The sequence below is a fragment of the Pseudomonas sp. F-14 TE3482 genome (assembly GCF_053629455.1).
In genome coordinates, this window is record NZ_JBRJII010000001.1 from 6,251,251 (window position 1) to 6,269,467 (window position 18,217).

The 18,217-nt window shown below is 59.3% G+C and carries 19 protein-coding genes; 6 read left to right on the top strand and 13 right to left on the bottom strand.

From position 1 onward, the window contains the following. Window positions 1-9 precede the first annotated feature (9 nt). The 3 genes from AB7M26_RS28410 to dapA are packed head-to-tail and all read right to left on the bottom strand — an operon-like array spanning window position 10 to window position 2,784. Window positions 10-768 carry an MBL fold metallo-hydrolase gene (locus AB7M26_RS28410; RefSeq protein ID WP_007898669.1) on the bottom strand — a complete coding sequence of 253 codons (759 nt, stop codon included), beginning with the start codon at window positions 766-768 and terminating at the stop codon, window positions 10-12. Window positions 769-772: 4 nt separating this feature from the next. Further along, complete coding sequence (gene bamC, locus AB7M26_RS28415; protein WP_123499072.1) at window positions 773-1,888, bottom strand: outer membrane protein assembly factor BamC; 1,116 nt, start codon at window positions 1,886-1,888, stop codon at window positions 773-775. A gap of 17 nt (window positions 1,889-1,905) precedes the next feature. Then, window positions 1,906-2,784: a 4-hydroxy-tetrahydrodipicolinate synthase gene (gene dapA / locus AB7M26_RS28420; protein WP_123499074.1), complete on the bottom strand. Its 879-nt coding sequence runs from the start codon at window positions 2,782-2,784 to the stop codon at window positions 1,906-1,908. A 326-nt stretch (window positions 2,785-3,110) separates the two neighbouring features. Here dapA and AB7M26_RS28425 point away from each other — a divergent pair, with 326 nt between their 5' ends. After that, a complete protein-coding gene (locus AB7M26_RS28425; RefSeq protein ID WP_007898662.1) occupies window positions 3,111-3,671 on the top strand; it encodes a glycine cleavage system protein R in 561 nt (186 codons plus the stop codon). 10 nt (window positions 3,672-3,681) lie between these two features. Beyond that, a complete protein-coding gene (locus AB7M26_RS28430; RefSeq protein ID WP_008074467.1) occupies window positions 3,682-4,155 on the top strand; it encodes a peroxiredoxin in 474 nt (157 codons plus the stop codon). Between the two features lie 126 nt (window positions 4,156-4,281). On the opposite strand, the gene AB7M26_RS28435 is transcribed toward AB7M26_RS28430, so the two are convergent. Continuing rightward, the gene (locus AB7M26_RS28435; protein ID WP_123499076.1) at window positions 4,282-5,352 is read right to left on the bottom strand and encodes an AI-2E family transporter; all 1,071 of its coding nucleotides are present in this window, start codon (window positions 5,350-5,352) and stop codon (window positions 4,282-4,284) included. Window positions 5,353-5,383: 31 nt separating this feature from the next. After that, window positions 5,384-5,623 (bottom strand): sulfurtransferase TusA family protein, encoded by a 240-nt coding sequence (locus AB7M26_RS28440; RefSeq protein ID WP_007898654.1) that lies wholly within the window; start codon window positions 5,621-5,623, stop codon window positions 5,384-5,386. 97 nt (window positions 5,624-5,720) lie between these two features. Here AB7M26_RS28440 and AB7M26_RS28445 point away from each other — a divergent pair, with 97 nt between their 5' ends. Beyond that, window positions 5,721-7,154, top strand: a complete 1,434-nt coding sequence (locus tag AB7M26_RS28445; RefSeq protein WP_429387214.1) for a M48 family metalloprotease — start codon at window positions 5,721-5,723, stop codon at window positions 7,152-7,154. A gap of 77 nt (window positions 7,155-7,231) precedes the next feature. Here AB7M26_RS28445 and AB7M26_RS28450 read toward each other — a convergent pair whose 3' ends face one another. From AB7M26_RS28450 to rpoE, 4 genes are all read right to left on the bottom strand, one after another. Further along, entirely contained in the window at window positions 7,232-8,662 is a 1,431-nt protein-coding gene (locus tag AB7M26_RS28450) for a DegQ family serine endoprotease (RefSeq protein ID WP_007898652.1), read from the bottom strand. A gap of 246 nt (window positions 8,663-8,908) precedes the next feature. Further along, entirely contained in the window at window positions 8,909-9,871 is a 963-nt protein-coding gene (locus AB7M26_RS28455) for a MucB/RseB C-terminal domain-containing protein (protein ID WP_123499083.1), read from the bottom strand. 8 nt (window positions 9,872-9,879) lie between these two features. Continuing rightward, complete coding sequence (locus tag AB7M26_RS28460) at window positions 9,880-10,467, bottom strand: sigma-E factor negative regulatory protein (RefSeq protein ID WP_007898648.1); 588 nt, start codon at window positions 10,465-10,467, stop codon at window positions 9,880-9,882. 30 nt (window positions 10,468-10,497) lie between these two features. Further along, window positions 10,498-11,079, bottom strand: a complete 582-nt coding sequence (gene rpoE / locus AB7M26_RS28465) for an RNA polymerase sigma factor RpoE (RefSeq protein ID WP_003172477.1) — start codon at window positions 11,077-11,079, stop codon at window positions 10,498-10,500. Between the two features lie 557 nt (window positions 11,080-11,636). Here rpoE and nadB point away from each other — a divergent pair. After that, window positions 11,637-13,253, top strand: coding sequence for an L-aspartate oxidase (nadB, locus tag AB7M26_RS28470; protein ID WP_008074472.1), 1,617 nt, complete (start codon window positions 11,637-11,639; stop codon window positions 13,251-13,253). On the opposite strand, the gene AB7M26_RS28475 is transcribed toward nadB, so the two are convergent. Together AB7M26_RS28475 and AB7M26_RS28480 are read right to left on the bottom strand one after the other, a co-directional pair. Further along, complete coding sequence (locus AB7M26_RS28475; protein WP_192344359.1) at window positions 13,222-13,674, bottom strand: protein YgfX; 453 nt, start codon at window positions 13,672-13,674, stop codon at window positions 13,222-13,224. The genes nadB and AB7M26_RS28475 overlap by 32 nt on opposite strands. Further along, entirely contained in the window at window positions 13,658-13,912 is a 255-nt protein-coding gene (locus tag AB7M26_RS28480; RefSeq protein WP_007898624.1) for an FAD assembly factor SdhE, read from the bottom strand. Before AB7M26_RS28480 ends, AB7M26_RS28475 begins: the two co-directional genes overlap by 17 nt. Window positions 13,913-14,060: 148 nt before the next feature. Here AB7M26_RS28480 and ygfZ point away from each other — a divergent pair, with 148 nt between their 5' ends. Continuing rightward, window positions 14,061-15,002 (top strand): CAF17-like 4Fe-4S cluster assembly/insertion protein YgfZ, encoded by a 942-nt coding sequence (gene ygfZ, locus AB7M26_RS28485; protein WP_123499088.1) that lies wholly within the window; start codon window positions 14,061-14,063, stop codon window positions 15,000-15,002. Window positions 15,003-15,037: 35 nt separating this feature from the next. Beyond that, the gene (locus AB7M26_RS28490; RefSeq protein ID WP_123499090.1) at window positions 15,038-15,859 is read left to right on the top strand and encodes an HDOD domain-containing protein; all 822 of its coding nucleotides are present in this window, start codon (window positions 15,038-15,040) and stop codon (window positions 15,857-15,859) included. Between the two features lie 157 nt (window positions 15,860-16,016). Here AB7M26_RS28490 and AB7M26_RS28495 read toward each other — a convergent pair whose 3' ends face one another. Then, window positions 16,017-17,405 carry a sensor histidine kinase gene (locus tag AB7M26_RS28495; RefSeq protein ID WP_123499092.1) on the bottom strand — a complete coding sequence of 463 codons (1,389 nt, stop codon included), beginning with the start codon at window positions 17,403-17,405 and terminating at the stop codon, window positions 16,017-16,019. Continuing rightward, on the bottom strand, window positions 17,398-18,069 hold the full coding sequence (locus AB7M26_RS28500; protein ID WP_007898613.1) for a response regulator: 672 nt from the start codon (window positions 18,067-18,069) through the stop codon (window positions 17,398-17,400). Before AB7M26_RS28500 ends, AB7M26_RS28495 begins: the two co-directional genes overlap by 8 nt. Window positions 18,070-18,217: the final 148 nt, after the last annotated feature.

Here is an 18,217-nt window from a genome sequence, read left to right on the forward strand (position 1 = left end):
GTAGGTGGGCTAGGCGATATGTCGCCAGTCGAGCCCTGAATCTTGATCGGCCAGTTGCAGCCAGTCCGGGTCGCACCCGAGGGTGTCGACAAAACATTGCCGGGCCAGCTGCGGCAGGTTGTTCTTGCTGCTCAGATGGGCCAGGACCAGATGTTGCAGGCCTTGCCAGCCCAACTCGGCCACCAGGAATGCCGCCTGATGGTTGTTCAAATGTCCCAATTCACCGCCCACCCGTTGCTTGAGAAAGTACGGGTAGTGACCGCGAGCCAGCATGTCACGGCAATGATTGGACTCGATCATCAATGCATCGAGGTCCCGGTAGCCGTCCAGCACCTTGTTGCAATATGAACCCAGGTCGGTCAACAGGCCGAAACGCCGCTGACCGTCGCTGAAGACATACTGCGTCGGCTCCTGTGCATCATGGGCCACGGCAATGACGCCGATGCTCAGATTACCGATTTGCAGTTGCTCGCCGCCAGCCAGAAAGCCTGCGGGTTCAATCGGTTTGCGCATCCCGCGCAGGGTCCCGCGACTGAGGTAGACAGGCAGATTGTAACGCCGAGACAGCAAACCCACGCCATGCACGTGGTCGGCATGTTCGTGGGTCACGAGTATCGCGCTCAGCTGCGAAGGGTTCACACCCAGTCGCAGCAGGCGTTTTTCGGTTTCTCGCAGGGAGAAACCACAATCCACCAGTACATACGTGTCGTCGCTGGCTATCAGCGTGCCGTTCCCTTGGCTACCGCTGCCGAGAACGGCAAAACGCATGTGATCAGCCCAGGTTGTCCTGAATCACGCTCAGCACTTTACGCGCCACGTCTGCTGGCGCCACGGTGTTGATGTTTTTCTCGACGGTGACTTGCACGTTCTCGCCAACCTTGCTCAGGCGAACCTGATAACGCTCGGCGCGAGCTTCAACTTCTTCCTTGTCCGGCTTGCTGCCGAACAGACCGCTGAAGAAACCTGGCTTCTCGTCCTTTTTCTCGGCTTTTTCGGCGAGGTTGATGTAGTACAGGCCCAGGCTGCGGTTGATGTCTTCAACACGCCATTCGCCCTGTTCCAGCGCACGACCGACACTCGACCAGGCGCGATCCAGGTCGGAACCGACGTTGAGCACCGGGTTGCCGCTGCCATCTTCGGTCAGGCTGACACGACTTGGCGTATCGAAATCACGAGAGGCCAGCATGGAGACCGAACCGCCCTTCTCCGAGGTGCGGCTCATGCTCGCGAGCATGTCGTCGACCAGTGCTGCGTCCAGGCCGGTGTTAACCGAACGATTGGTGAAATCCACATTGGCGGTACTGCCGGCAGGACGCTCGGCGCTGACCACGTAGACTTCACTGGTGTTGCGCTGCACGCCTGGCTCGATACGCACCCGCACACGGCTTTCACTGTCGGCGCCGACACCGGCTGCGCTCAGGCGCTTGGCCATTGCTGCGGACAGTTCGTCGGAACGCTGCCAAGTGGTGGTGAATTCGCCGGTTTGCGGGCGTTGCTCGTCCAGACGGAAACCGTTGTCCTGGAAGAACTGCACGGCCACAGGCCAGACTTCGGCCGGTGGATGCTGGGCCATGACCCAACGCGAATCGCCGCTCTTCTGCAGGGTGTAGTCGCTGGCATCAGCCGCGGCCGACAACGGCTGCGGACGAGGCACGATGTATTCGCCCTTGGCGGTGTCGTCGGCCACGTTGCGCGGGATCGGCAACAGCGGATCCAGGCGCTTGGCGGTGCTGACGTCCGGTGGCAGTTGCATCGGTGCAGTCTGTTGCGCTTCCAGGTAGTCGCTACCGCGGTCACGGAAATAACCTTCCGGGCCCCAGACCCATCCGCAGCCACTGGTGCTGGAGATGATCAAGGCAAGTGCGGAAAGTCCGGCCAATCGCTTCATGCGTAGTACTTCCTCAATTAAACCAGGACGCCGGACTGGCGCATGGCCTGCCGCAGCGGTTCGTGACAGGCAGCACTGAGCCAGGTGAGCGGCAGACGGATACCGTCCGGCATCAAGCCCATTTCATGCAGTGCCCATTTCACGGGAATAGGGTTGGATTCGATAAACAGGGTTTTATTGAGCGGCATCAGCTTTTCATGGATCGCCCGGGCTTTGACGGCATCACCGGCCATGGCCGCGGCACACAACTCGCTCATGGCGCGCGGTGCGACGTTGGCGGTCACCGAAATATTGCCCTTGCCGCCGAGAAGCATCAGCTCGACCGCGGTCGCGTCGTCACCGGAATACACCAGGAAGTCGCTGCTCACGCCGGACAGGATGTCCTTGGCGCGCTGCAGGTCGCCCGTGGCTTCCTTGATGCCGATGATGTTCTTCACGGTCGACAGGCGGATCACCGTCTCGGCCTGCATGTCGCATGCGGTACGGCCCGGCACGTTGTAGAGAATCTGCGGGATGTCGACGGCTTCGGCGATTGCTTTGAAGTGCAAGTACAGGCCTTCTTGCGTCGGCTTGTTGTAATAAGGGGTTACCAGCAGGCACGCGTCGGCGCCGGCGTTCTTCGCGTTGGTCGTCAGTTCGATCGCTTCGCGCGTCGAATTGGCGCCCGTACCGGCGATCACCGGAATACGCCCTGCAACCTGGGCAACCACGCGACGAATCACTTCGATGTGTTCGTTTACGTCAAGCGTGGCCGACTCACCTGTAGTGCCGACCGCCACGATGGCGTTGGTGCCCTCTTGCAGGTGGAAGTCCACCAGTTTGCTCAGGCTGTCCCAGTCGAGACGACCCTGTGCATCCATGGGTGTGACCAGTGCCACCATACTGCCCGCAATCATGCAACCGCTCCTGCCGGAAAAAGAGAGCGGTAATGGTACTGGCGCCAAGATGCTTGTACAAGCGAAGTACTGCGCTGCTGCCATTCCCCTTGGCGCTGCTTTTCGCTACCCTTCAGACTTTGATCGGTACTGATAAGCTCGTACGCCGTGTTCCAGCCTCCATTTTCGGCATCACAAGCCCCGATCCAGCGTTGCCACCCCTCGCTCTCGCCACTCTGGAGCACGTCGCAACCTTCGGCCGGGTTTTCTGAATTCGCATCCGCAGGCTCGTCCCGGTAAAAAAAGCCCTTAAAAGTATCGACCGCTCATCGCTTTAGGAATGCTGCATGTCCACCCCCACAGTTCGCGAACAATTCCTTGTCATCAGTGCCCTCGGCGCCAACCCCATGGAGCTGACTAACGTCCTGTGCCGTGCCAGCCATGAAAACCGCTGTGCCGTGGTCACCTCTCGTCTGACCCGCCATGGCGAATGCAGTGCGCTGATCCTCGAGATCTCCGGCAGTTGGGACGCCCTGGCGCGCCTCGAGGGCAGCCTGCCAGTGCTGGCCAAACGGCACGCCTTCACCGTTAACGTGGTTCGCAGCGCGGCCCTGGAGAACCGTCCCCAGGCCCTGCCATACGTTGCCTACGTCAGCTCGGCCTACCGTCCGGACATCATCAACGAGCTGTGCCAGTTCTTCATGGATCACAACGTCGAACTGGAGAACCTGACCTGCGACACCTATCAGGCTCCGCAGACCGGCGGCACCATGCTTAACGCCACGTTCACCGTGACCTTGCCGGCCGGCACCCAGATCAGCTGGTTGCGTGACCAGTTCCTGGATTTTGCCGACGCCATGAACCTGGACGCACTGATTGAACCGTGGCGCCCACAAAACCCAATGTAAGGAAGCTTTCATGGCCGTAGCCATCGACCAACCGGTTGCCGACTTCGAAGCACCCGCCACCAGCGGGCAATCCGTCAGCCTCGCGGGCCTCAAAGGCAAGCAAGTGGTGATTTACTTCTATCCGAAGGACAGCACGCCAGGCTGCACCACCCAGGGCCAGGGTTTTCGTGATCAGCTCGATGCCTTTAAAGCCGCCAATACCGAAGTTTTCGGCGTGTCTCGCGACAGTCTGAAATCCCATGAGAACTTCAAGGCCAAGCAGGCGTTCACCTTCGAGCTGATCAGTGACAAGGAAGAAGCGCTATGCCAGCAATTCGACGTGATCAAGCTGAAAAAGCTCTACGGCAAGGAATACATGGGCGTTGATCGCAGCACGTTCCTGATCGACAAGAACGGAGTACTGCGTCAGGAATGGCGCGGCGTGAAGGTGCCGGGGCATGTGGATGCGGTTTTGGCTGCTGCTCAGGCGCTGAACAAGGCCTGATTCATTTAGTGCCCGTTCGGACGCCATCGCGAGCAGGCTCGCTCCCACAGGATTTGCGCAAACTTTGTGGGACCGAGCCTGCTCGGGATGGGGCCATCAGCCTCACCGCATAACCAGTACTGACCGTTAAAGCAGCGGCGCCACCATCGGTTCCTTGCGCGGCCAGGCATCCAGCACAGCCTTGAACAGCGTCGCCAGGGGAATCGCAAAGAATACCCCCCAAAAGCCCCACAACCCACCAAACAACAGCACCGCGCAAATGATCGCCACCGGGTGCAGGTTGACCGCTTCCGAGAACAGCAGCGGCACCAGCACGTTGCCGTCCAGTGTCTGGATGATCCCGTAGACCGCCATCAAATAGATGAACTGATCGCTCCAGCCCCACTGGAACAGTGCAATCAGCAGCACTGGCACAGTCACCACCACCGCCCCGACGTAAGGCACCACTACCGACACACCCACCAGCAACGCCAGCAGCGCCGAATAGTTGAGCCCCAGCGCCACGAACGCGATGTAGGTCACGCCACCGCAAATGAAGATTTCGATGACCTTGCCACGAATGTAATTGGCGATCTGCCGGTTCATTTCCTGGGCGACCCGGGTAATCAGCGCCCGCTCGCGCGGAAGATAACCTCGGACCCACTGGCCGATCATCTCCCGGTCCTTGAGAAAGAAGAACACCAGTATCGGGACCAGCACCAGGTAGATCATGATGTTCACCAGCAGCGGCAGGCTCGACAGCGAAAATGTCAGCGCCCACTGGCCGAACTTGCCGATCTCGCCCCTCGCCACGTCGATCGCCTGCAGTACTTGCTCATCCGACACCAGATGCGGATAGCGCTCGGGCAGCAGCAACAGCAGCGACTGCCACTTGGCGAGCATGCCGGGCAATTCGTTGAACAACGTGATCAGTTGGTGCCAGAGCAGTGGCACCACGACGATGATAAAGACCAGCAACAACCCCATGAATAACGCGAAAACCAGCCCCACCGCCACGCCACCCGGCACGCGCAGGCGCTCGAGGGTCACCACCAGGCCCTGCATCAGATACGCCAGCACCATACCGGCCAATACTGGCGCGAGCATTCCACCCAGGGTGAGCACCGCGGTAAATGCCAGAAACAGCAGCACCGCCAGCACCACGGCTTCTTCATCCGAGAAATAGCGCTGAATCCAGTCGCGTAACACCTTGAACATCAATAATCCTTAGAAACGAACGCAGCAGGTTTCAGGCTTTTTTCAACCAATAGCGGTAAACGCCCGCCTCATCTTCTTCACGAAGCAGCGTATGACCGGCCAATCGGGCAAAGGTGCGAAAGTCGCGCTGGGAACCTGCATCGGTGGCGATCACCTTGAGTACCGCTCCGCTGGCCAGTCGGTTGAGCTCCAGTTTGGCTTTGAGCAACGGCAACGGACAATTCAGACCGCTGGCGTCCAGTTCGGCGTCGTGGGTTACTGCGTCAGTCATTGAATCACTCCGGGGCGGGGGTTAAGCCGCTTAGAATATCTGGTCCCAAGCGTAGTGTCCGGCTACAGTAAGGTCTTTGTCGACTAAGGCTTTGTGCATGACTTTTTTGCGCCCTACCCTGCTGACGCTCGCTTGCCTGCTCGCCTCACCGGGCTTCGCCGACGACTTGCCGTCACTTGGTGACGCCAGTTCTGCCATCGTCTCGCCGCAACAGGAACACCAATTGGGCCGTGCCTGGCTGGCGCTGTTGCGCAGTCAGGTGTCGCAACTCAACGATCCGCAGCTCAAGGATTACGTCGAATCCAGCGTCTACCGTTTGGTAGAAACCAGCCAGGTCAATGACCGGCGTCTGGAGTTCATCCTGATCAACAGCCCGCAGCTCAACGCTTTTGCCGCGCCGGGCGGAATCGTCGGCGTCAACGGTGGCTTGTTCCTCAATGCCCAGACCGAGGGTGAATATGCTTCGGTAATGGCCCACGAACTGGCTCACTTGTCGCAGCGTCACTTCGCCCGCGGTGTCGAAGCGTCGCAACGCATGCAAGTGCCCATGATGGCTGGGCTGCTGGCTGGCATCGTGATTGCTGCGGCCGGTGCAGGCGATGCAGGGATCGCGGCCATTGCCGGCACCCAGGCAGCGGCGATTCAGGAACAACGACGCTTCTCGCGCCAGAACGAACAGGAAGCCGACCGTATCGGCATCATGAATCTGGAAAAGGCCGGCTACGACCCGCGCTCGATGCCGACCATGTTCGAACGGCTGATGCGCCAATACCGCTTCGACGCCAAGCCACCAGAATTCCTGCTGACGCACCCGGTAACCGAATCGCGGATCGCCGACACCCGCAACCGTGCCGAACAGGCCAAACCGGGCGGTATCGAAGACAGCATGCGTTATCAGCTGATTCGCGCACGTGTGCAACTGATCTATGAAGAAACCCCAGGCCTGGGCGCCAAGCGTTTTCGGGCCCAACTCGATGAAAACCCGAAAAATGACGTCGCGCGCTATGGCCTCGCGATCGCCCAGATCAAGGGCGGCCAGCTGAATGAGGCTCGGGAGAACCTCAAGCTGCTGCTGGCCAAATCGCCGAACGAGATTATCTACAATCTGGCGCAGGTCGATCTCGACATCACCAATAATCGTCTGCCCGATGCTCAATCTCGGGTCGACCGGATGCTCACTCAATACCCCGGCAACTACCCGCTGAATCAGGTGCGCGTCGACCTGCTGCTCAAGCAAAATCGAGCGGCCGATGCGGAAAAAGCACTGGAGACCCTGCTCAAGACCCGACCCGATGATCCGGACGTCTGGTACATGGTGGCCGAGACTCGTGGCCTGTCGGGCAACATCATCGGTCTGCATCAGGCTCGTGCGGAGTACTTTGCGCTGGTCGGCGACTATCGCCAGGCAATCCAGCAACTGGACTTCGCCAAGCGCAAGGCTGGTAGCAACTTCCCGCTGTCATCGCGCATCGACGCACGCCAACGTGAGTTGATGGAGCAGGAACGCATGGTCAAGGACATGATGGGCTGACCGCTTCAGAAACAAAAAATCCAGGTACAAAAAAACCGCCTCTTTCGAGGCGGTTTTTTATTCAGCCGACAACCGGTTTATTCAGCCAGTTTGAAGGTGATGAAGCTGGCGCGACCTTGACGCAGAACCCGCATCGACACCGAGCGGTTCTTCGGCAGCGCCTTGGCAATGTCCGTGAACTCCTTGGAGGAGCCAATCGCCTGGTTGTTCAAGTGAGTGATCACGTCGCCCGGCTGCAGTCCGATCAGTGCAGCAGGACCGTCCTGAACTTCCTTGATCACCACACCACCCTTGAGGTCGAGGGTTTTCTTCTGCTCTTCGGTCAACTCGACCACGGAAACACCCAGGCGATTGCTGCTGCGCTCGACGCTGGATTTAGGCAGGGCTTCCAGCTCTTTGCCTTCCTCAGGGATAGCGCCGACGGTCAACTCGACGTTCTTGCGCTTGCCTTCGCGGATCACTTCAAGATCAGCTTTCGAGCCAGCCTTCAGCGCGCCCACCAGATGCGGAAGATCGGCAGACATGACGATCGGTTGACCATTCATGCTGAGGATCACGTCGCCCACTTGCAGACCACCCTTGGCAGCCGGACCGTCATCCTGGATCTGAGCCACCAGCGCACCGGCCGGCTTCTCGAGACCGAACGACTCGGCCAGATCCTTGTTCACTTCCTGGATGACTACGCCCAACCAGCCACGACTGACTTTACCGCCGCTTTTCAGCTGATTGGAAACGTCCATCGCCACATCGATAGGGATCGCGAACGACACGCCCATGAAGCCGCCGGAACGGGTGTAGATCTGCGAGTTGATGCCGACCACTTCACCGGCCAGGTTGAACAGCGGACCACCGGAGTTACCCGGGTTGATCGGCACGTCGGTCTGGATGAACGGCACATAGTTTTCGTTCGGCAGGCTACGGCCGATGGCGCTGACGATACCTTGGGTCACCGTGTGATCAAAGCCGAACGGCGAACCGATGGCCACGACCCACTGACCGGCTTTCAGGTCCTGCGACTTGCCAAGCTTCAGAACCGGCAGGTCCTTGCCTTCGATTTTCAGCAAAGCGACATCGGAGCGCGGATCGGTACCGATCAGCTTGGCCTTCAACTCACTGCGATCGGCGAGGCGCACGAGAATCTCGTCGGCATCGGCAATCACATGGTTGTTGGTCAGGATGTAACCGTCGGACGAAATGATAAAGCCCGAGCCCAGGGATTGCGCTTCACGCTGACGATCGCCACGGGGGGAACGCGGCTGCTGCGGCATGCCCCGTTCAAAGAACTCGCGCAGCATCGGCGGCAAGCCTTCAAGGTCAGGCATTTGTTCGCTGGACACCTTACGGTCCGGCAACTTCTGGGTAGTACTGATGTTAACCACCGCGGGCGAGGCTTGCTCGACCAACTGCGTGAAGTCAGGCAACTCGACCGCTTGCGCAGCGACCGCCTGACCGAGCACCAGCACGGTGGCAAAAATGGAGAGATAAGACTTCAAGCGTGGTATCGACATACGGCTCCCGTTACGACGAGCATGGTTAAGCGATATGGAGCAAGGAACACCGGAAACGATACGCCGGTATTTTTGTTCCGGGAACAACAAACAAGGCCAGAGCCGAGGGGTTCTGACCTATAAAAAAATTCGGGATATTTGCAAATGAAAATGCTCGGCAAAACATTTCGAGACATTAATGGCGCGACAGCCATTACCGATCCTCGCTCCAACCAGCCCCAGATAGGCGAGCACGGCTGACTCAACTCACTGCTTGCTGGTAGCCGCGGCATCGTTGCGCATGGACAGCGCAATCCGTTCGGCGGTGCCAATCGGTATTTCACCGACAACGGTCACCATCATCTCGCCTTGCGGTGTAGTCAATCGCCGGGAGACAGCAACGGTTGGCCCCAGCTGGGTGCGCGTATCAGTGACTGTTGCGCCATTCAACGGCTCAAGGAATACCGAGAATCGGGCCAGACCGTCGTCGAACATCAGACTGTTGACCTGGGCTTTGGTCTCCGGGTCCTTGTGAGAGGTACTGCTGGTCAGCTCGAAACCTGGCGGTAACCAGTCCGAATGCCAGACCTGCGCAGTTTTGACGGCGGAAGCCTTGTCACTGTCGAGGGTAATAGGTTTGCAATCAGAACCTGCCTGCAAATCGCTGTCGGAAGGCATCTGGGCAGTGTCCAGTCGGGTGAACTGGAACCGCTCCAGCAGTTGCCCTTTGTCATTGAGCAGCAATGACTTCAACGGCAAACCGGTTTCCTTGTCCAGATGCAGCTCAAAACCGTAACGATGCTGATCGCGAGGCTTTAACGACACGATCACCGCCGCACGCCCGGCCACACGCGACTTGCCAATGACGGCAAGGTCATACCAATTCTTTAGCTTTTGTGGATCGAGTGCACGAGCGGTGGAGTTGGGTGTGTCCCCCAGCCCTGCTATCAGGGTGCCGCTCACGCATTGAGTATGCCCATCAATGCGCACGACTTCCTGTGCCGAGCCGTCGAGCTGGAGTAAACGCTCGCGGACCTTGCCATCCTGGACGCGATGCCAGATGTTATGGGTAGAGAAACTACCGTTACGCTCGTAGACGAAAGTACCGTGGAAGCTCTGCGTTTGCTCCGCCTGCCCCAGACGCTTCAGCCAGTCCTGGGCTTCATCGGCGTGGGCTGGAACAACAAACCAGCCGCTGAGCAGAAGCGTAAGTAGAGGTATGGCGCGCATGATCCTCCTTAACGGTTTTCCAGACTTGCTGCACGAGCGTAAGGCAGAGCGCTCTCAGTACCTTTCAATGCAGCCTGTTGAGCATGTTGGCGCAAGTAACCTGGCAGACGCTGATCGTGCCAGCCTGGCTGACCTTGCAATACGCCGTTGGCCATAGGGCCAGTGGCTTCCGAGCTCTCATTGTAGCCTGCCAATACAGCGGGGCCCTTGACCTGAGGAGCGGTCAGACCCGGTTGACTGGATTGCTGGGCCAACTCGACACCGGCGATCTCGTCCTGGTTGTACAGACGAACACCCGCCAGCACGGCAACCGTCACCGAAGCAGCGACTGCCAGACGACCCAGGCTGCGCCATGGACCGCGAGAGGCTTTTGCCGGTACGGCTTCGTCAGCCAGCGCAGCAGAGACTGCCGCAGCGATGTCCAGACGAGGAAGCAACAAATCCTTGTGCATAACTGCCCGAGCGATCTGGTAACGAGCCCAGGTATCGCGGGTTTCAACATCGTCGAAGGCATTCAACACCCGACGCAATTCCAATTCGTCCGCTTCGTTATCCATCACCGCGGACAGCGATTCCTGCAGGGCTTCACGACTCATGGCGTTCCTCTCTTGGCTGTCGCCGCTGTCTCAGTTTTCCTGCAACAACGGCTGCAGGGCTTTATCGATGGCCTCCCGGGCGCGGAAGATCCGGGAGCGCACGGTACCCACCGGACACTGCATGACGCTGGCAATGTCCTCGTAACTCAGACCATCGAATTCACGTAAAGTTAAAGCCGTACGCAAATCTTCTGGCAGTTGCTGAATGGTTCGATGGACGGTGCCTTCGATCTCATCCCGCAGCAATGCACGTTCTGGCGACTCGAGATCCTTGAGGCCATGATCGCCGTCGTAGAACTCTGCATCCTCGGAACTGACATCGCTATCCGGCGGCCGGCGGCCGCGTGAAACCAGATAGTTTTTCGCCGTGTTGATGGCGATGCGGTAAAGCCACGTATAAAACGCGCTGTCTCCGCGAAAATTACCAAGTGCACGGTATGCCTTGATAAAGGCTTCCTGTGCGACATCCTGGGCTTCATGGGTGTCGTGCACGAACCGCACGATCAACCCGAGAATTTTGTGCTGGTATTTCAGCACTAGCAGATCGAAAGCTCGCTTGTCGCCGCGTTGAACGCGCTCGACCAGCTGCTGATCCTCTTCCTGGGTTAGCATGAACACTCCTCGATAAGCTCGAAGGAGGCTTGCATTACTGAACGACCAGACTTGCAAACATAGACTCGGGCTTTTCGCAAAAGTTCTCCCCCTCCAAGCAAGTTTCCTGCGGGCTCTGATTTGGCACGCACGAAAAGCGCAGCGCGGGATAACCCGGCTGCGCGAATAATCTTGTCATCGGATTCATCAGCAAGGACCCAATCGCAAGTCCTGCACCGAAGCCGACGCTGTCCCTTGTTTCAGGCAACCGTCTATTGATCTTGGGCCTTTGGCAAAAGTTCCATATTTATAGCTGCCCGAAACCGACATTGTGCAACCGTGAAGAGAAAAAGACTGTTAAATCCGCGATACAGTCCTCTTGTCGCCGAAGCCATCAAAAAAACTTCCGACGAAGTGTCCAGCCTTTTCCGTCACAGTAGTTTCACAATGCCATGCTGGCCCGGCTATTGTGCCGCTCCCCCCCTCTATATACTAGTGGGCTGTGTGGCTGTCTTGACTCGCCGATCCAGCTGTCTTGCGCCAACCCCGTCCCGGGTCGCTTTGAGCGGAATCCTGAAATGAGCCAACAGTTTCAACACGATGTTCTGGTAATTGGCAGCGGTGCTGCCGGCTTGAGCCTTGCGCTGACCTTGCCCGGTCATTTGCGCATCGCCGTATTGAGCAAAGGCGACCTCGCCAACGGCTCGACCTTCTGGGCCCAGGGTGGTGTCGCTGCTGTTCTGGATGACACCGACACTGTCGAGTCCCATGTCGATGACACCCTCAACGCCGGTGGTGGCCTGTGCCATGAAGATGCCGTGCGCTTTACGGTCGAGCACAGCAGAGAGGCGATTCAATGGCTGATCGACCAAGGCGTGCCCTTTACCCGCGATGAACAGTCCGGCACCGAAGACGGTGGTTTCGAGTTTCACCTGACCCGCGAAGGCGGTCACAGCCATCGGCGCATCATCCACGCAGCTGACGCAACGGGCGCAGCGATCTTCAGAACCCTGCTCGATCAGGCCAAGCAGCGTCCCAACATCGAACTGCTGGAGCAGCGGGTCGCGGTCGACCTGATCACCGAAAAGCGCCTGGGCCTTGAAGGCGACCGTTGCCTCGGCGCCTATGTGCTTAACCGCGGCACCGGTGAAGTCGACACCTACGGCGCACGCTTCGTGATCCTTGCCTCGGGCGGCGCGGCAAAAGTCTACCTCTATACCAGCAACCCCGACGGTGCTTGCGGTGATGGCATCGCTATGGCCTGGCGTTCGGGCTGTCGGGTGGCGAACCTGGAATTCAACCAGTTCCACCCCACCTGCCTTTATCATCCACAAGCCAAGAGCTTCCTGATCACCGAAGCCCTGCGCGGCGAAGGCGGCCATCTGAAGCTGCCCAATGGCGAACGCTTCATGCAGCGCTTCGACCCACGGGCCGAGCTGGCACCACGGGACATCGTCGCCCGCGCCATCGACCATGAGATGAAGCGCCTGGGTATCGACTGCGTCTACCTGGACATCAGCCACAAACCCGAAGATTTCATCAAGACGCATTTCCCGACGGTTTATGAACGCTGCCTGGAATTTTCCATCGACATCACCAAGCAACCGATCCCGGTGGTACCGGCGGCGCACTACACCTGCGGCGGCGTGATGGTCGATCAGCGGGGCCGCACCGATGTGCCGGGCCTGTATGCGATTGGCGAAACCAGCTTCACCGGCCTGCATGGCGCCAACCGCATGGCCAGCAACTCGCTGCTGGAGTGTTTCGTTTACGCTCGTTCGGCGGCGGCGGATATTCTTGAGCAGTTGCCAGAAGTATCGATTCCAACCGCCCTGCCCGTTTGGGATGCGAGCCAGGTCACCGATTCAGACGAAGACGTGATCATTGCGCACAACTGGGATGAACTGCGGCGATTCATGTGGGACTACGTCGGCATCGTGCGCACCAACAAGCGCCTGCAACGGGCCCAGCACCGGGTGCAACTGTTGCTGGACGAAATCGACGAGTTCTACAGCAACTATAAGGTCAGCCGGGATTTGATCGAGCTGCGCAACCTTGCTCAGGTAGCAGACCTGATGATCCGGTCAGCCATGGAGCGCAAGGAAAGTCGCGGCCTGCATTACACCCTCGACTATCCGAACATGTTGCCGGTCGCCCTGGACACTATTCTGGTGCCGCCCACCTACGCCGACTGAACTTGAGCCGAACCCGCAGGCGTCGGTGCACATCCGCCGCCTGCGAATCGCGCGGCACACAGATCGCCCTGATCCGTCGCTCATCGCGCAGACGAAAACGCAGCACCACAATCAATGGCAACGCCAGACTGTCCGGCCGCAGCTGCACGGGCTGCCAACCTACCGCCTGATTCCACAACTGCCAACCATCGGCATCGCGACGCAAGCCGCGAAACGCCTGAGGGTGTGTCAGCAAAATCTGTCGCGGCAATGCCCAAACGCCATGAGCCAGGCAGCAAAAAGCGCCGAGCAAACTGGCCCAGACCGGCATGGAAAGAAGAAACAACGAACCCAGCGCGAAAAGCTGGGCCAGAAGATACGCCGCCAGCAACTGCCGTGAGGCATGCCAGCGGCATTCGAACGCGTTACTTGGGCTGGACACGATCCAGGATCATGCGAACCATGCGCTGAAGCTCCGGATCTTCCGATTCGGCACGTTCCATGAACCAGCCGAACATGTCCTGATCTTCGCATTCGAGCAACCTGACGTAGCACGCGCGATCGACCTCGTTGAGGTGCGGGTAAACTTCCTTCACAAACGGCACCAGCAACACGTCAAGCTCAAGCATGCCACGGCGGCTGTGCCAGTAGAGGCGATTCAGTTCAACATCTTCGACCATGGAGCGCTCCTCAAATAGGCGGCAAGTATACAGCCCCGGGCCCGCTCGAACAGTCGGCGTTGGTCGCCCCCATCGATCCTTTGTGAACTACCCATTTCATGGGCGCCCCCTTATGATGTCCCTCGGACTCTTTACCCTGCGATGACCCATGGCCGATTCTGCTTTTTTCTGCACCCTGTCTCACGAAGGCGTTCTCGCGGTACGCGGCGCGGATGCCGGCAAATTCCTGCAAGGCCAATTGACTTGCAACCTTAATTACCTGAGTGACACCCAGGCCAGCCTTGGCGCGCGCTGCACGCAGAAAGGCCGGATGCAGTCGAGTTTCCGCATTCTGCTGGAAGGCGACGGTGTGCTCATGGCAATGGCCAGCGAACTGCTGGAGCCGCAACTGGCGGACCTGAAAAAGTACGCGGTGTTCTCCAAATCGAAACTGACTGATGAAAGCGCCCTTTGGGCTCGCTTTGGCCTTGAGCATGGCGATGCAGCACTGGCCAGCCTGGGCCTGGAACTACCGGCAGAAACCGACAGCGTCGTGCGCAATGACGGCCTGATCGCCCTTCGCGTCTCGCCGGATCGCGCTGAACTCTGGGTTCGCGCCGATCAGGCCGACGCCATCAAGGGCAAGCTGTCCGCTCTGTTGGCCGAAGGTGAATTGAACCAATGGCTGCTGGGCCAGATCCGCGCCGGGATCGGCCAGGTCATGCCGAGCACCCGCGAGCTGTTCATCCCGCAGATGCTCAATCTGCAAGCCGTCGGTGGCGTGAGTTTCAAGAAAGGTTGCTACACCGGCCAGGAAATCGTCGCGCGCATGCAATACCTGGGCAAGCTCAAGCGCCGTCTGTATCGCCTGCAGCTGGAAGCCAGCGAATTACCGGAGCCCGGTACCCAACTGTTCTCCCCGACCCACAACAGTTCGATCGGTGAAGTGGTGCTGGCCGCCCGCGCCGGGCAAAACATTGAACTCCTTGCCGTGCTGCAAGCCGAAGCGGCAGAAGATGGCAACCTGCACCTTGGCGCACTCGAAGGTCCGGGCCTGCATCTGCTCGACCTGCCTTACCACCTGGATCGCGATCGCGAAATCCAGCGTTAATAGCAGCACTTGTCGCAATACCCTAGAGAAAAGAAATGAGCGAGCTGGCGGATAAGGTCCAACAGGATTTGGTTGAGGCCATCGATAACGATGACCTGGTTCTGCCAACGTTACCGGAAGTGGCCCTGCAGATTCGCAAGGCCGCCGAAGACCCGGAAATCAGTGTCAGCACACTGAGCAAAGTGATTGGCCGCGATACCGCGCTGTCGGCGCGCCTGATCAAAGTGGTCAATAGCCCGTTGCTGCGCGCGACCCAGGAAGTGACTGACCTGCACACGGCCATCACCCGGCTGGGCGTCAATTACAGCAGCAACCTGGCCATCGGCCTGGTGATGGAACAGATCTTCAATGCCCGTTCCGAAGTGGTGGAACAGAAAATGCGCGAAGTCTGGCGCAAGAGCCTGGAAATCGCCGGCGTCAGCTATTCGTTGTGCCGCAATTACACACAGCTCAAGCCTGATCAGGCCGCGCTCGGCGGGCTCGTGCATCAGATTGGTGTACTGCCGATCCTGACCTACGCCGAAGATCACTATGAATTGCTGTCTGACCCGGTCAGCCTCAACCATGTGATCGACCGGATTCACCCGCTGCTCGGCGATAAATTGCTCAGAGTCTGGGAGTTTCCGGAAATGCTGGTGCAATTGCCGGGGTTGTATCTGGATTTCAAGCGGCAATCGGAGCGGGTCGACTATGTCGATCTGGTGCAAGTGGCCAGCCTGTATTGCCACAAGGACACCGATCACCCACTGGCCCGTATCGATCCCTTCAGCGTACCGGCCTTCAAGAAGCTGGGGATCGATCCGGAGAACGAGGCGATGTGCAGGGATCTGGAAGAATCGCGGTCGATGTTTTATTGATTGTGAACGAGTAACTGTGGCGAGGGAGCTTGCTCCCGCTCGGCTGCGCAGCAGTCGTAATCCGGACAACACGGTTTAACTGAAATACTGTGGTGTATGGTTTTGGGACTGCTTCGCAGCCCAGCGGGAGCAAGCTCCCTCGCCACAGGTCCTGTGTTCACTCTCCTGCGATAAAACTCACCCGCACCTTCAACCCCGCCTGCTCGCCATCATGCAGGCTGATCTGCGCCAGGTGGGCGCGGCAGATCTCGCCGACGATGGCCAATCCAAGTCCCGATCCGGCCACCTGCTCGTTACGCCGATAAAAACGCTCGAACACCCGATCCCGCTCTTCAAGGGGAATTCCCGGGCCATCGTCCTCAACCTCCAGCACCGCCGGTGCCATGACCCGCAAGATCACATTGCCGCCCGGTGGCGTGTGGGCCAGTGCGTTGTCCACCAGGTTGCTCAACAATTCATTCAACAGCGTCGGCTCGCCGCGCAGCCACACCGGCTCGTCGGCTTCCAGCGCCAGCGCCACGCCACGGGCATGGGCCAGCGGTGCCATGGCCATGCCCAATTCACGGGCCAACTGACTGAGGTCGAGTAACTGCGCACCGCCCTCGGCGATTGCCCGGGCGCCATTCTCGACCCGAGCCAGCGAGAGTAATTGATTGGCCAGGTGAGTCAGGCGATCTGTGCCCTGGGCGGCGGTTTCCAGAGTGCTGCGCCAGGTGTCGGGTTCGTTCGAGCGCAAGCCCAGTTCGAGCCGTGCCTTGAGCGCCGCCAACGGGGTACGCAATTCATGAGCGGCATCGGCGATGAACTGCGCCTGACGCTCGAACTGTCCACGCAAACGCTCGGTAAAGTGATTGAGCGCACGCACCAGCGGCCCCAACTCGTGCTGAACTTCCACCAACGGCAAGGGCCGCAAGTCATCGGGCTGACGCTCTTCCACCGCCGTGCGCAAGCGCTCCAGCGGGCGTAGCGCCGCACTGACCGCAAACCACACCATCAGCAATGCACCGATCGCCAACATACCCAGACGCAACAAGGTGTCGGCCATCAGGCTGCGAGCCATGCGGACCCGTGCTTCATCGGTTTCCGCCACGCGAATTTCCGCCATGCCGTTCATATTCGGCTCGCTGACCGCTTTGAGCAGGCTGACCACTCGCACGTTCTGCCCCTGATAGGTGGCGTTATAGAAACGCGCCAGCGCCGGATAATCATCGGTGCGCGGCGTTCCCGGCGGCGGTGCCGGCAGGTTTTCGTAGCCCGAGATCAGCTTCTGGTTGATGTCGTTGACCAGGTAAAAAATTCGCCCGGCGCTGTCGTAGGCGAACGTATCGAGGGCCACGTAAGGCACGTTGGCGCTGAGGCTGCCATCGCGCTGGGACAGGCCGGCGGCGATGGTCCGCGCCGAGGCCAGCAGGGTCCGGTCATAAGCGGTGTCGGCGGCTTCGCGACCGTTCCAGTACGCGCTCAAACCACTGGCGAGCATCAACACCACCAACAGCAGCGCGAGGTTCCACAGCAGCCGCCAACGCAGGCTGCTGAGCTTATGCATCGCGACTTTCCAGCAGATAGCCAAGGCCGCGGAAGGTCACGATGGCCACCGGTTGGCCGTCGAGTTTCTTGCGCAAGCGGTGGACATAGATTTCGATGGCATCGGGACTGGCCTCCTCGTCCAGACCGAAGACCTGGGCGGCCAGTTGTTCCTTGCTCATCACCCGACCGGGACGGGCGATCAGGGCTTCTAGCACCGCCTGCTCACGAGAGGTCAGGGTCAGCAATTCTTCGCCAAGGGTAAAGCGCCGGGTGTCCAGATCATAGGCCAGCACGCCACAACGCTGCTGACGTTCACCGCCGAGCACACTGCGGCGCAGCAAGGCTTTGACCCGGGCCTCGAGCTCTGTCAGCTCGAAGGGTTTGGCCAGGTAATCGTCAGCCCCAAGGTTCAGGCCGTGAACCCGATCCTTGACGTCGCTGCGGGCGGTCAGCATCAGCACCGGCAGGTTCTTGCCCCGGGCCCGCAAGCGCGCCAACACTTCGAAGCCATCCATGCGCGGCAGGCCGACATCGAGGATCGCCACGGCGTATTCCTCGCTGCTCAAGGCCAGGTCAGCCGCCACACCGTCGTGCAACACATCCACGGTCAACCCGGTGCTCTTGAGCGCCTGGGCGACACTTTCGGCAAGCTGCAGATGGTCTTCAACGAGCAGAACACGCATGGATCTTTACCTCATTCAGGGATGGTCGACGCCATTCTTTGGCGCGGAGTTTACAGCCGCATCCGTCGCTGTGAAGCCCGAAAACCGGGAAAGTCAGCTGAAAGGTTAGCGAAAGGTTGGCCGGTTAGAGTCCAGCCACGGACAGTTT